General features: G+C 62.4%; 15 protein-coding genes. All 15 read right to left on the reverse strand.

Annotation, left to right across the window (positions count from 1 at the left end; all coding sequences use genetic code 11):
• Positions 1-242: 242 nt before the first annotated feature.
• Complete coding sequence (locus tag QZZ60_RS06910) at positions 243-1,214, reverse strand: hypothetical protein (protein ID WP_295639724.1); 972 nt, start codon at positions 1,212-1,214, stop codon at positions 243-245.
• 10 nt (positions 1,215-1,224) lie between these two features.
• On the reverse strand, positions 1,225-1,779 hold the full coding sequence (locus tag QZZ60_RS06915; protein ID WP_295639727.1) for a hypothetical protein: 555 nt from the start codon (positions 1,777-1,779) through the stop codon (positions 1,225-1,227).
• Between the two features lie 2 nt (positions 1,780-1,781).
• Positions 1,782-2,282: a hypothetical protein gene (locus QZZ60_RS06920; protein ID WP_295639730.1), complete on the reverse strand. Its 501-nt coding sequence runs from the start codon at positions 2,280-2,282 to the stop codon at positions 1,782-1,784.
• Entirely contained in the window at positions 2,279-2,632 is a 354-nt protein-coding gene (locus QZZ60_RS06925) for a hypothetical protein (RefSeq protein WP_295639733.1), read from the reverse strand. Before QZZ60_RS06925 ends, QZZ60_RS06920 begins: the two co-directional genes overlap by 4 nt.
• 261 nt (positions 2,633-2,893) lie before the next feature.
• Complete coding sequence (locus QZZ60_RS06930; RefSeq protein ID WP_295639736.1) at positions 2,894-4,363, reverse strand: hypothetical protein; 1,470 nt, start codon at positions 4,361-4,363, stop codon at positions 2,894-2,896.
• A complete protein-coding gene (locus QZZ60_RS06935) occupies positions 4,345-5,331 on the reverse strand; it encodes a hypothetical protein (RefSeq protein ID WP_295639738.1) in 987 nt (328 codons plus the stop codon). The genes QZZ60_RS06930 and QZZ60_RS06935 overlap by 19 nt, the downstream gene beginning before the upstream one ends.
• Positions 5,332-5,334: 3 nt before the next feature.
• A complete protein-coding gene (locus QZZ60_RS06940) occupies positions 5,335-5,700 on the reverse strand; it encodes a hypothetical protein (protein WP_295639741.1) in 366 nt (121 codons plus the stop codon).
• Between the two features lies 1 nt (position 5,701).
• Positions 5,702-6,346, reverse strand: coding sequence for a hypothetical protein (locus QZZ60_RS06945; protein WP_295639745.1), 645 nt, complete (start codon positions 6,344-6,346; stop codon positions 5,702-5,704).
• A gap of 631 nt (positions 6,347-6,977) precedes the next feature.
• Positions 6,978-7,433 carry a hypothetical protein gene (locus QZZ60_RS06950; protein WP_295639748.1) on the reverse strand — a complete coding sequence of 152 codons (456 nt, stop codon included), beginning with the start codon at positions 7,431-7,433 and terminating at the stop codon, positions 6,978-6,980.
• A complete protein-coding gene (locus tag QZZ60_RS06955) occupies positions 7,430-8,125 on the reverse strand; it encodes a hypothetical protein (protein ID WP_295639750.1) in 696 nt (231 codons plus the stop codon). Before QZZ60_RS06955 ends, QZZ60_RS06950 begins: the two co-directional genes overlap by 4 nt.
• A 2-nt stretch (positions 8,126-8,127) precedes the next feature.
• Positions 8,128-8,787 (reverse strand): hypothetical protein, encoded by a 660-nt coding sequence (locus tag QZZ60_RS06960; protein ID WP_295639764.1) that lies wholly within the window; start codon positions 8,785-8,787, stop codon positions 8,128-8,130.
• Positions 8,787-9,107 carry a hypothetical protein gene (locus QZZ60_RS06965; protein WP_295639752.1) on the reverse strand — a complete coding sequence of 107 codons (321 nt, stop codon included), beginning with the start codon at positions 9,105-9,107 and terminating at the stop codon, positions 8,787-8,789. Before QZZ60_RS06965 ends, QZZ60_RS06960 begins: the two co-directional genes overlap by 1 nt.
• A gap of 771 nt (positions 9,108-9,878) precedes the next feature.
• Positions 9,879-10,883, reverse strand: coding sequence for a hypothetical protein (locus QZZ60_RS06970; RefSeq protein WP_295639755.1), 1,005 nt, complete (start codon positions 10,881-10,883; stop codon positions 9,879-9,881).
• Positions 10,883-11,203, reverse strand: coding sequence for a hypothetical protein (locus tag QZZ60_RS06975; RefSeq protein WP_295639758.1), 321 nt, complete (start codon positions 11,201-11,203; stop codon positions 10,883-10,885). The genes QZZ60_RS06970 and QZZ60_RS06975 overlap by 1 nt, the downstream gene beginning before the upstream one ends.
• 432 nt (positions 11,204-11,635) lie before the next feature.
• Positions 11,636-12,595 carry a DUF5309 domain-containing protein gene (locus tag QZZ60_RS06980; protein ID WP_295639761.1) on the reverse strand — a complete coding sequence of 320 codons (960 nt, stop codon included), beginning with the start codon at positions 12,593-12,595 and terminating at the stop codon, positions 11,636-11,638.
• Between the last annotated feature and the right edge of the window lie 273 nt (positions 12,596-12,868).

Genomic DNA, 12,868 nt, shown 5'->3' on the forward strand with positions numbered 1-12,868 from the left:
GTCGGCCACGGCAGGCGGGTGCGGCAGCACACGCCTGCACTGAGGTTGCAGCCCGTAACGCGCCTTGCCGAGCATTCCGGCCTTTGCGTCACATCCTCCCCTGCCCTGCCGCTGTTTCAAAGTCCGACATCCGGCATCCGCACGTTCCCGCCGCGCGGCGAAGCCGCAAGGCGAAACAGGGGGGCGCGGGGGGAATTATTTCCCCCGCATTGCCTTTTCTGCCTTTCCTGCCTTTCCTGCGTTTAGAACAGTCCGAGGAGTCCGCCGAGAGCTGCGCCGCCGAGGGTCCAGGGATTGGAGAGCAGCGCGGAGCCGGTGACGCCGCCGGCGGCGGCGATGCCTGCGCCGAGTCCGCCGCCGGTGAGGGCTCCGCCGAGGACGTTGCCGAGGGTGGAGCCGGAGCTTTGCTGACCGGTGGTGGTAGTTGTTCCGCCGTAGCTGCCCTGAATGAGGTTATTGTAGTTCTGGAGGGCCTGGAGGGCCTTGTTCTGGTTATAGTTCCAGCGGTCGATATCGGCGTTGATGAGCTGCTGATTGTAGTCGTCGAGCACGCCGCCCGCTTCGGAGAGGGCGGCGGCGTCGGTATAGGCCTGATTGGCGAGCTGCTGACCGGTCTGGGCGGCGGCTATCTGCTGGGCCGTGCCGGTATTGTAGAGCTGACCGGCGGCCTTTGCGGCATCGGCGCGCTTGTCCCAGAGGGAAGAATACATATCGTTTGCAAGATTGTTTGCCGCGTCGGCCGAGGCTGCGGCATGGGCGCCCGAACCGTAGCGTCCGGCGGCGCTGAAGTTGCCGTTGATGGCCGACTGTGCCTGCTCATTGGCGCGGCTGTAGAGTTCGTCGACATAGGGATTGTCTTCGGACGCCATCTGATTGAGGACATTCAGCCCCTGATTGTTTTCAAGGGCCTGCCCGGAGGTAATGTCGTTTACGGCGTTCGACGCGCCGGTGATGAGCGGGCTGCCGTTCTGGGCCCGGTCGGCCTGCATCTGAAGGGCCTGCTTTGTCCAGTCGGACTGTTCCGCCACGGTCTCGCCGGGGTAGTAGTCCGGGGACATCTGGCCGCTCTGGTAGAGCTTCCAGGCTTCGGGGAACACGCCCATGTACTTCCCGCCGAAGCCCGTTTCCCAGCTGTTGAGGTACGGCTGCTGGCCGGCCCACGGGTCGGCCTTCTGCACCGTGGTGGTAGAACCCCCGCCACCTTTTCCGCCCATAATCTTTCTCCTAAAGTACGGCCGCCCATGCGGGCAGCGTTTGTCTGGTGTATACGGTCACGAGTCCGGGCACGTTTTCGTTGGTATCAAAGTACCAGCACGCGCCGGGCACTTCGCCTATGTCCCTTGCGCCTACCTTATGAATGAACTTCACGGCTTCATGGTTGCACACGGGCGTCACGCCTATGACGGTATCGAGCCTGAAAGAGCCGCTTTCGTTTTTTTCCCAGAGCATGGAACCGAGAGAAAACATACCGAAGCCCACCACGGCGGGCAGTCTGGCACGGGTTCTCTTCGTGCCCATGGGCAGCGTGCAGAAATGCACTCTGGCGCTCTTTCCCTCAAGATTCGTGAGATACACGAAGCCGCACGGCTCGCCGCGAAACAGAATGATCCACGGATGCACGTCGTCCTGCCGCATCCAGCGGCAGAAGGCGGGACCGTCCACGGGCGGCATGCAGTAGGTCACGGCCCTGTCGCGTCCGGCGGCGCGCACCGTGGCCCAGAAGCGCATGAAATCCCTGTCGGAAAGGTCGGTCTTGTAGATTCTGGCAAATTCCCCCATGCCTACGCTCCAAACCTGCCGAACCCGCCCAGAATGCTGCCGAGCGCGGAAGACAGAACATCGTTTTCCTGCCACGTCGGGCCCGCAGAAGCCGCGCCGGAAATGCCTGCGCCGGTCATGCCCGCCCCCGCAGACAACGCGCCCGAAGCGCCCGCGCCGGAAATGCCGGAAGCCCCCGACGAGACGGACGGCACGCCGGGGCCGAAGTTTCCGGCCGAAGGCTGAGCGCCGAGCGCAAGCGCGTTTCCCGCGCCGGGCATGAGGGAGGCATTGAACACGCCCGGAGAAGACGCGCCGGTTCCCTGCTGGGCCGCGCCCGCGGGGGAAGCGACGCGCTGGAAGAGCCCGAGCAGACCGCCGAGGGCGGAGGCGTCGAAGTTCTGCCGCCCGGCGGGCAGGGATGCGCCGGAAGGCACGGCCGCGCCCGCGCCCTGCGAGGGATTCACGCGAAGGCCCGGGGCCGACGTGCCCGAAGAGGTCTTTCTCTGATACAGTCCTGTCATGCGTTTGCTCCTTGTTTCTGATTCACGCCGCTTCCGCCGTCGCCGAGAAGCGCCCAGGCAAAGGCGCATTCTCCCGGCGGCGAGGCGAAACGAAAGGTCATGCTGCCCTGCGTCATGGCCGAAAGCCACCACACGGCAGAGGCCGCGGCGGCATCCAGCGGAATGAGCAGCGCCAGACGCCCCGCCCGGCAGCGTTCATCCCGAATGGTAATCTCCGACTCTGCCGCGGCACACGTCGCCATGCCGACATTGGCGGTGTCGCCGCGAAGCGCGGCGTTCACGGCCGAGGCCAGCGCCAGCATCTGCGCGGGCGCGGCCGTCGGCACCTGCGGCACGAAAGTCGCCATCATTCACCTCCTGCAACACGAAAAAACGCCGCGCGCCCGCAACGGCCCGGCCCCTGCGGAAGCCGTGCCCGCCGCCCGGCAAAAACGGCCGCGCGCCCCGCCGCTTTTTTGCCTCTTCTCAAAAAGACGCGCCTTCTTCCGGCAACGCCAACATCTCCGCCCCCTGCCGCGCCTTTTTTCCGTCCGCAGGCATTCCGGCGCGCCTTCGCCGCGTCCCCGCTTCCCCGTGCCCACGGCAACATGGGCCGGGCCTTCTGCGGTGCATCACAGTCCCCCTTCCTTTTCCACCAGCGCTTCCACGCCCACGGCATGGGTCCACGAGACTCCGGCGGGAATTTTCACCCGCGCGGCCAGGTAGACCGTGGAAACGTGCTGAAAGCACACCCCGTCGCGCTGCTGCGCCGTAAAGGTTCCGAAACGCCGCTCGTCCATCTGCCGGCTGCGGAAAAGCGGCATGGCCTCGGCGGGCGCCGCGTCCACCAGCGGACGCAGCCCGTGCACCATCATTCTTTCGCCGCCCGTTTCCGCCGTGTCTATGACCGCCTCAAGCGCGTCGCCGTTGAATCCGGCAAGCCGGTGCTCCTTCGTGAAGCAGGAAAGCCCCTTGCGGCCGTTTCTGAGCGCGGCCGCGTCCAGCGAGGCGAAGGGCAGATGATCGAGATCGCCGAAGGCATCCAGCTCTTCCAGCGTGAGACCGCGCGTGTAGTCGGCAAACAGCGTTTCCACGGCCAGCTCGCCCCACGACCAGCGATCCACGGCGTAGTTGTACACAAGCACCCTGTCGAGCACGCCCGGAGGCGCGTTTTCCGACGGAAAGGCCCACAGCGCCAGACGATTCTGGGCGTCGTGCACGCCCGTCACCTCTTCCAGCCTGTCCGAGGCGCAGGCCTCAAAGAACCACTCGTCCACGCGCTCCACGCCTATGCCCTTCACCGAGGAACCGTCGGTCATGCGCCAGCCGTCCTCCGAAAGGTAGACGCACGCGCCGCCGCACACCACGGGCGAGTGCGGCGCAATGCAGCCGCGTTCCCTGTCCAGATCGTCGAACTGAAAGATGTAGGGCATGCCCACATAGGTGGCGCGCCGAATGCCGCGCTCCAGAAAAATGAGCCCGTCCGCACCGCCCACGCCGCCCACGACGGCCTGCACCCGTCCGCCCGTGGGAAAGACCTGCATGTCCGCCTGCACGTACTGCGCCTCGTTGCTGCCCGGCTCCGGCCACTCGTCGGGCCGGTCGAGACCCGACCAGCGCACGGCCTCGGGGCGATCCGTCAGACGGCCCACCACCAGAAAGTCGCGCAGCACCCCGAGCACCTCGCCCGAAGGCGCGCCCTCCACGGGCAGAAACTCCCCGGCGCTGCCCGCAGTCACGGCGCTTTTCATGAGCGTCGTGCCGCAGAGCGCGTACACGGCCGGGCCGTATTCGGCAAACTCGCGCACGTCGGAAAGCGACTGTCCGTCATGCTTCTTTGTCCACTCCCCGCCCTCAAGCGCGAACATTCCGCTCTTCGTGGCGGCAAAGGTGAGCAGATTGCCGCCCGTATCCTTCAGGGAAAAGGCGGCAAGCACTCGCTCCGAAAGCGCAGGATACAAAAGCGGCGACAGCCCGGAAAACGGCCTGTACCCGCGCCGGGCCGGAATCACGTTTTTCGCTTCCGGAGCCTGCGCGCCGTCAAGAAGCGCGGCGTCCGGCTCCCACGGCCCGAAATCAAGCCTCATTCTGCCTGCTGCCATTCCACAACCCCCTGCCAGTCGGCGCCGGCAACCGTGCGCGGTCTCCAGTCCGCACGGCCGGAATGCGCCTGATTCCATGTTCCTTCGGGCACGTCGTCGCGCCGCGCCCACATCCAGCCCTTGTACTCGGGAAACACGCTCCCCACGCCCAGCACGCTCCCGCGGCCGGAAAGGTCAATCACCCGCACGAGCAAGGCCGAGCCTCCGCCGAAGGCCCCGCCCGCGCACGCAAGCCCGACAAGACGCATGATCGCCATGCCGCCCGCCGAACGCGCCTCCGCGTCTTCCGGCACGACCGGCCTCACGCGAAACAGCGTGAAAAGCGAAGAGCCCGCGGCCCCGTCCCGCGCCGCAAGGGGCATGACCCGAAAAAACGCCGCGTTTCCGTCCGCCCGGGCGGAAAGCGCCGGGCCGTCCACAAGGCGCACTCTGGCAAGGGCCGCCCTCTCCCCGGTACGCGCCTCGCCCTCTCCGGCAAGGGCGAGCTCGGCCACCGCAAAAAACGCGGCCGACGCCTCCCCCTGCTCCGCCGAAAGCCCGAGAGCTCGCACGCGAAGCGCCTTTGCCGCCTGCGAGGACACGGCAGAAAACGCCGCGCTGCCGTCGCGCAGTCGGGCAAACGCGATGCCTGCCGCGCCTTCCGCCGCTCCCCGAACGACAAGGGGCCGCTTCCTTTCCGCCTTCACGGAGCCCGAGGCCCGGGCGTTTCCCTTCAGCTCGCCGACGCGCACGCGAAGGAAACCGAGCGTCTGCCGGGACGCCGCCCCGGCAGAAAGCCCGACGCAGCGCTTGCGCAGAACAGAAAACGCCTGTCCGGCCCGCGCCTTTTCCGAAGCCGAAAGGCCGTACACGCCCACGCGCGTCCAGAATCCGTCGTTGAGAGACGCGGGAAGCGCGTCGAGCGCGCCCCACGCGTCCAGATCGTCGATGCTCTGCGGCGGCGGAAGTATGTCGAAGAACTCCGCCACCGGCTAATCCATGCTGAGCGTGAGATTTTTGGCGTTCACGCGGTAAATGTCGCCCGCAAGCAGCTCCTTGGGCGTGGTGATGCTGCCGTACCACACCAGATTGCCGCTCGTGGCCGCGTCAAAGAGCCCCCAGGCCACGGCCGTGCCCCAGCTCGCCGTGGCCGTGGGAAACTCTATGGCCGCCGAGTTCGACATGCTGCCCGAAGACGGCGTGCCGAAGGTCACCTGTCTGCGCGCGTACGCGCCGCCCGACACCTCGGTGCCGCCGCCCGTCTCGCCCGGGGCCACGGTAAAAAGCGCCAGATAATACGGCCCCGCATCCTTGAACAGCGAAAGAAGCGCATCTTCTCCATGATTGGTCAGACTCATGTCATATTCTCCTTGCCGGGCGCATGGTGATGTTGGCCGTGAACCGCGCCCGCTGTTCACTCTCCTCCGCCTTCCTTTTGGCGGCGGCATAATACTGCGTCCACGTTTCGAGCGGCACGCTTCCCCTTGTGAACGGCCCGCTTTCCACCAGCGCGCCGTACAGATACAGATCCGGGGCCGTCAGAAGCACGGCGTTGTCCGGCTGATTCTCGCCGAGCGGCTCCACTTCCGCGTAGTAGGTGAGGTACAGCGTGCCGTCCGCATCCGGCGCGGGCAGAAGAAACAGGTCGCGCCCGATGATGGTGTACTCACGCACGCTTCCCGGAATCCTTCGCTGGCCGTAGGTGTCGGGCGGCGCATAGGCGAGGTTCGCCGTCGAGCCGTCCTGCGCCTCAAAGGTGAGATCACGCATCTCCAGAAACACGTCCCAGTTGCCCGGCTGCCTGCGCCACGGCAGAGGCACCGCGCTCTGCCCGGCAGAGACGTCGGTTTCCGCTCTTCGTTCCATCACCCGAAGACGCAGTTCCCGATTCATGCGCCGCTCAGCAAGCGCAATGAACGCGGGTATGCGCTCCGTCAGATCGTCGCGGCCGAGATAGTCGGCCACGGCTTCACAAAGTCCTTTCCAGCTTGTGAGATCAGCCATCTTTTTCCCCCAGAAAACTGCCAGTCCGTTTATGGCCTTGTCCCCCCGAGGCGTCGGGGCACGTTTTCCGCCCACGCCCGCGCCGGAGGAAAAGCGCCGTCTCTGCCGCCCCTCTTCCGTCCATGAGCATCGGAACGGCTCCGTCTTCAAAACGCGCCGTCCTTTTCCAGACTGCCTTCACCGTCAGCGGCATGAGCGCCTGACCTCGTCAGGCGTTTGCCCCAAAATCAATCGTGAGGCCCGGGGTGCGCTGCCGTCGGCAGTCTTGAACGCTTCTTCGAGCCTCTTTTTATTTTCCACCTCATGCAGATAAAGACCCTGCCTTCAGCGTAGCAGAGCACGGCCGCGCGGCACACGGGACGCCTTTCAAAGGCACGGCGCAAAAAAAACGGACGCACCCCCCTGTTCTGCGCCCGTTCTCAACGCTCCGCCCCTTCGTCCAGCTCTCTCCTCCCGCCTCTTTGTGCCTCCCGCAGTGCCCGCCCAAAACAGCGGCCTTCCCTTGCGCATTTTTGACGAATCAGGCATGATGAGCCCATCAAAGACCTGTGACGGTTCTCCGACAGCAGAAATTTCGCCCTGCTGCGTGACGGTCTCTTTTCGAGATGACGTGAATGGTGAGGAAGGGCGTTCACCCGAGAACCTGAGCAGGTCTTTTTTTGCGTCCTCGCTGCGGGTGCACCTTCCGCGTCGTCCGGCGAGCCCGCAGGCCATAACGCAAGCCCTGCCCCCGAACCCGCGCCCGCAATGACGGAAGTCGGCTCTTGCCGGAAGCGGGCATTTCAGGCATACTTTCCTTCATTGAAGGCTTCACGTCAGCAGAAAATCCTAGTGGCTGCGCACTGGCAGGAACGTTGTTCCTGAGACCAGACATGGAGAGCGGAGGTACTCCCGTGAGGCCTTCAACAAATTTTTTATTGTTCCCTGACGGTTCAAACACCGTTTTCAGCACTGCGTCTCCCCTTTCTCCCGCCATGAAGGGCGAAACAACGTTTTTCCCGTCGTTCAGAATGTCCGGTCCCTGCGCGGCGGCCATGTCCGCCACGGCTTCACAACGTCCTTTCCAGCTTGTCGCGTCAGCCGTCATTCCTCCCCTCCGAAGTATCCGAGCAGGCCGCCGAGCCTGTCCCCCAACCAGTTGCCCGCCCTGTCCATGCCCCAGGAGATGACCGGTTCTGCGAGCACAGACGCCGCACGGCCCGCCGCCGTGACCGCGCCGACGGGAGCCGTCGCAAGGTCTGCCACGTCTACCAGAGGAGTCCCAAGTCCCGGTTCGCGGTTCACATAGCCAGGCTCATCGGCGGGAAAACGATACTGGTCGGCAGGCACGGAAGCGTAAGCTTCACCCGGAGCGAGCGCGGCGGCCGTTCCTGCCCCGCCCGCAGCCCACGGCAACGCTCTGTAGATATTCGGATCGTCAGGATTGAATGTCCCACGATTCTGGACGGACTTGATCTGATTCGGCTCTTTTACCATCCAATAGCCTTTATCAGGAACATGGACATAATCCAGTTCCTGAACCGGCTGCCCGGCACGACGCGCCGCGCGTTTTTCCGGCAGTCCATACGTTCCTTTCAGATAGACATCCATCTGATGAGGACCATACGGCGCAGGCTGTTCGGCGAAATAAAAGCCCTCGCCATAAGCGCCCCGACTGTTTATCTTATCTTTGGAAAAAGCATCAAAAACGGCGTCTGTATTGTGGTGAACGACAAGAGGTCTGCCCTCAGCATCAACGACTTTGGAAGAGCGCTTGACATCATCAAGCTTTTGCCCCAAAATCAATCGTGAGGCTTGAGGTGCGCTTCCTTCAGTGGGAGTCTTGAACGCATTTTCGAGCCTTTTTTATTTTCCACCTCATGCAGATAAAGTCCCTGCCTGTTCGGAAGATGTTTAACAACAACTTCCCCGGCATAATCCGTATCGCCGATACGCACGGGCGCGGATATCACCGACGTGTCGTACCCTCTCCCCTTCCAGTTGCTTTGCTGGTCAAACACCGTTCCTTTTCTGATGATATCCGGCACGGCAGCGAACGCGGCCGACTTTTCCCGCCCTATACCGTGCCCCATCGAGTCTTTGACGCCTTCAAGGTCAAGCCTTACGTCTCCAAGCTCCGGGCTTCGCACCACCCCTCGAAACATCTCGTCATACCATGCCGGAACTTTTTCCGTCAGCGGTACTCCATCCTTCTGAAATTCTTTTCCGGTCAACGTCACTACCGGTTTCCCGGACACTGCTTCATTATAGGCTCTTGCCGCAGGCCAGTTCCCAAACCACGCCTTGAAAAACGGGCTTTCCGTGCCCATGTCGCGGTACAGTTCCCCGGCCGCTTCCACTATCTCGGGATTATCCGCCCATCCTTTGGGCAAATCGTTGTAGTCGAGGCTGTCGGCAAACTTTCCGAGCAGTCCCATGAGCTTCTGCGGTATCTTCGCCATCACACCTTCTCCAGCGTCGTGCGAAAGGCACGGTTGTCAGGATCGTTCAAAAATTTCCGCATGGCCTCGGGATCGTTCAGAATGTCCAGTCCCTGCGCGGCGGCAATGTCCACCACGGCCACGGGAATGGACGCCACGCGCCGGAACACGGGCGCTTTTTGAAAGCCGCACTTCTGCGCGTTCTGCTCCGCCCTGTTCTGCCGGATGATCTGTGTCACGTCCTGAGCGCGGGAAATGATTCCCTCTTCCGTCACGAAGTCGGAAACGCCGTCCGCGCAAAAAAAGCGCACGCCGCGCGCGCCCTGCGAAAGTTCAAGCATGAAAGTCTCCTTTTTTTCCGAAGCGTAGCAGAGCCCGGCCGTGCGGCACACGGGACGCCTTTCAAAGGCACGGCGCAAAAAACGGACGCAAACCCCTGTTCTGCGCCCGTTCTCAACGTTCCGCCCCCTCACCCGCTCCCCGCGCGCCCGCCGTGTCCGGCCAAAAGCGGCAGCATGCCCTTGCGGAACGCGTCAAGCTCCGGTATGCTGGAGCCATTGGAAACGCCGTCAGCAGAGACACGCTCGCTGCGTATTCCGTGCACATCATGTGTATCGGTCAAAGGATGGAAGGCGGAACCATCCGGCGTTTCCCAGAAAGCGGCTCTTCATCTTGAGGAGCCGTTTATTATTTATGGGATTCACCGGGCTCGGCGGCCATGTCCGCAAGCGACGTGCCCGGCCCCGGTTCGAGGTTCACACAGCCCGGAGCATTCGCAGACCATGGATAAGCGAGCGCGGCTCCTGCTCCAGCAAGAAGAACAGCTCCATTGACACGTTTATTTTGAGAGTTTATTTTTTATCAGATTCGACAGCAGAAAGCTGACGCTGCGTAAACGAGCCGTCTTCGGCGGCATAGTTAGATGGGACATTGCGCCTCCCCGAATCTAAACTCCCTGACTTGTCAGGGAGTTTTTCTGTCTTGGGGTCATACACCGTCCATATTCCCGCCCTGCCTCCATCTTCAGGCTCAAGAATACCCAGATATGTCTTATTCCCATGCGGCACAACAACGCCTGCAGGGTGTTTTTCTTTTGTCGTAACAATCCTTCGTCATTCCTCCCCTCCGAAGTATCCGAGCAGGCCGCCGAGCCTGTCCCCCAACCAGTTGCCCGCCCTGTCCATGCCCCAGGAGATGACCGGTTCTGCGAGCACAGACGCCGCACGGCCCGCCGCCGTGACCGCGCCGACGGGAGCAGTCGCAAGGTCTGCCACATCTACCAGAGGAGTCCCAAGTCCCGGTTCGCGGTTCACATACCCCGGCGAGTCCGCAGGCCATGGATATTCGTCAGCAGGAATGGCCCGTGCGCGATAGTCCTGCACAGGCACAAAGGCCCGTGCTTCGCCCGGAGCGAGCGCGGCGGCCGTTCCACCGGCAAAAAGCGGCAGCATCCCCTTGCGGAGCGCGTCAATCGCGGGTATATTGGAGTCATCAGAAACGCCGTCAGCAGAGATGTGCTCGCTGCGTAAACCGGTCTTTTCGACCGAGTTAGACGATGGTATAGACGGTTCTTCCGTATTGCTGCGCCATCCGGCGTTCCCAGAAGGCTCTTCAATTTTTTTGAGGAGCCTTTTCTTTTTTATCGGGTTGATTTGGTAAACTCGAGTGAACTCCTCGCCCGGTTTCAAAGACGCATTATAGGCTTTATGGTCTCCAATTGCGCCAATCCCTACAGGATATGGCTCATTACCCTTGGTATGATATCTTTCAGCCCCATTAGTAATAAGTTCAATAGCATTTTCAATTTCTTCATTGCTCATATGATTATGATGGGCATTCCAGTAATGAAAAATATCATCTTCATATGAACCGAGTCGTGGAGATGTAAAAGACGGATCTTTGCCTCGTATCGAATCAAAAACATCTTTCGGAATAACACCATGATATTCCAACGGCGGTTCTGATATGTCGAGAGTTCCCGATGCAGCCTTGTTCAGTAAATCGAGCAAGCGCCGCCCATCCTTGGAATAGACCGCCGCTTCCGCGTCATCCGGGGCGAGGGACGCCCATCCTGCCATCAGTCCCAGAAGACCGCCGAGCTTTTTCCCATCCACCATTACACGCTCTCCAGCGTCGTGCGAAAGGCACGGTTGTCAGGATCGTTCAAAAATTTCCGCATGGCCTCGGGATCGTTCAGAATGTCCAGTCCCTGCGCGGCGGCAATGTCCACCACGGCCACGGGAATGGACGCCACGCGCCGGAACACGGGCGCTTTTTGAAAGCCGCACTTCTGCGCGTTCTGCTCCGCCCTGTTCTGCCGGATGATCTGTGTCACGTCCTGAGCGCGGGAAATGATTCCCTCTTCCGTCACGAAGTCGGAAACGCCGTCCGCGCAAAAAAAGCGCACGCCGCGCGCGCCCTGCGAAAGTTCAAGCATGAAAGTCTCCTTTTTTTTCCGAAGCGTAGCAGAGCCCGGCCGTGCGGCACACGGGACAGGGCAAGGCGCAAAAAAACGGACGCAAACCCCTGTTCTGCGCCCGTTCTCAACGCTCCGCCCCTTCTCCAGCTCTCCTTCCGCCTCTTTGTGCCGCCCGCATGGCCCGCCAAAAAACACCAGCATTCCCTTGCGGAGCGCGTCAATCGCTGGCATATTGGACTCAGTGGAAACGCCGTCAGCAGAGAACGCTCGCTGCGTGGCCCCTCCCTCCGGGGAGTGTGAGGTATCAGGATGGAAGGCGGAACCATCCGGCGTTTCCCAGAAGCGGCTCTTCCGTGAAGGGCCGCCTTTTTCATGCGCCGCGTTCTTTTCGGGGAGCGCCGTGCTGATATGACACGAAAAAGGCGGGAGCCGCGCGCCCCCGCCTTTTAATCAGGCCGACTTCAAGTCGGCAAGCACGCCGGACGAAGCGTCGTTTCTGGCTTCGAGGGTGCATTCCACGAGCACGTGGCCCTTCAGGCTGTCGCCGGTGACGGCAAGGCGTTCTTCGGTGAAGCCGCGAAGGTAGGCCACCTTCCAGTACTGGGGATCGAGCACGAAGGCGCAGGTCTTCGAGAAGGGCTCAAAGGCCTGCACGCGGTTGGGCACGAGCTTCAGGGCGCCGAAGTCGGACACGTACACGTCGATGACGGCGGTGGCCTTTCGGCGTTCGGCCTTTTCCATGCGGGTCGTGCCGCCGGAAAGCACCTCGCTCATCTTCACGCGGATGTCGGGGGCCATCATGATGCGGTCGGGGTTGCCGCCCGCGTTGTAGATGTCGGTGAGCAGCGCCTTGAGCATGGCCTCGGTGGGCACGCGGGTGGTTCCCGCCGTGCAGGCCGTGCCGGGAAGAGAAGCCCTGGTGCCGTCTTCCGTGGCGTAGTTGGTCTGCATCCAGCAGGGAAGCCCGGTCATGAGTCGGCCCTCGCTGGAACCGTTGTCCGCGCGCGCCACCTTGTTCTGCAGAAGGGCGTATTCCACGTCCTTCTTGAGCTCGCGGGTGCGCAGGGCCATCTGATAGGCGTACTGACGGGACACGCCCGCCTGCTTCACGGCCTGCGCCGTGCCGGATACGTTGATGCCCTTCCTCAGAATCTGCGTCTTGTTGGAAAGCTCCGTGGTGAAGCTTTCGGAAAACGCCGTGGTGTCCGCGCCTTCGAGCGCGGCGTTCTCGGCAGGGCTGGCCAGGGTGTCGGTCTGCCATTCGTGCAGGGTCTGCGTGGCCTCGGACTTGCCGCACATGGACAGAAAAGGCGTGTCCGTGGGGGCCACGTTGAAAATCATGTCCATGAGATCGCGGGGCTTGCCCTTGAGATTCGCATCCCTGAGCTGACCGGATACCGTATTTGCCATGTCATGTCCTCCCCTGAGGGCTTGATATTACCGTTGATGCTTGAAGATTTGCCGGAGAGTTGAAAGAAGGCTGTTCATGCCAACGAAGGCCCGCCCTGCGCCGGGAAACGGTCATTCCGCTGCCAATGACGGTTCCCCAGAGCGTTGAACCAGCGCACGGCGTAACCATCTGGAAATCCCTTCCAACCACACCGATGTGACCGCGAAGCGGGAACATTGGTCGGCCACGGCAGGCGGGTGCGGCAGCACACGCCTGCACTGAGGTTGCAGCCC

The organism is uncultured Mailhella sp. (genome assembly GCF_905187505.1).
Lineage (GTDB): Bacteria > Desulfobacterota > Desulfovibrionia > Desulfovibrionales > Desulfovibrionaceae > Mailhella.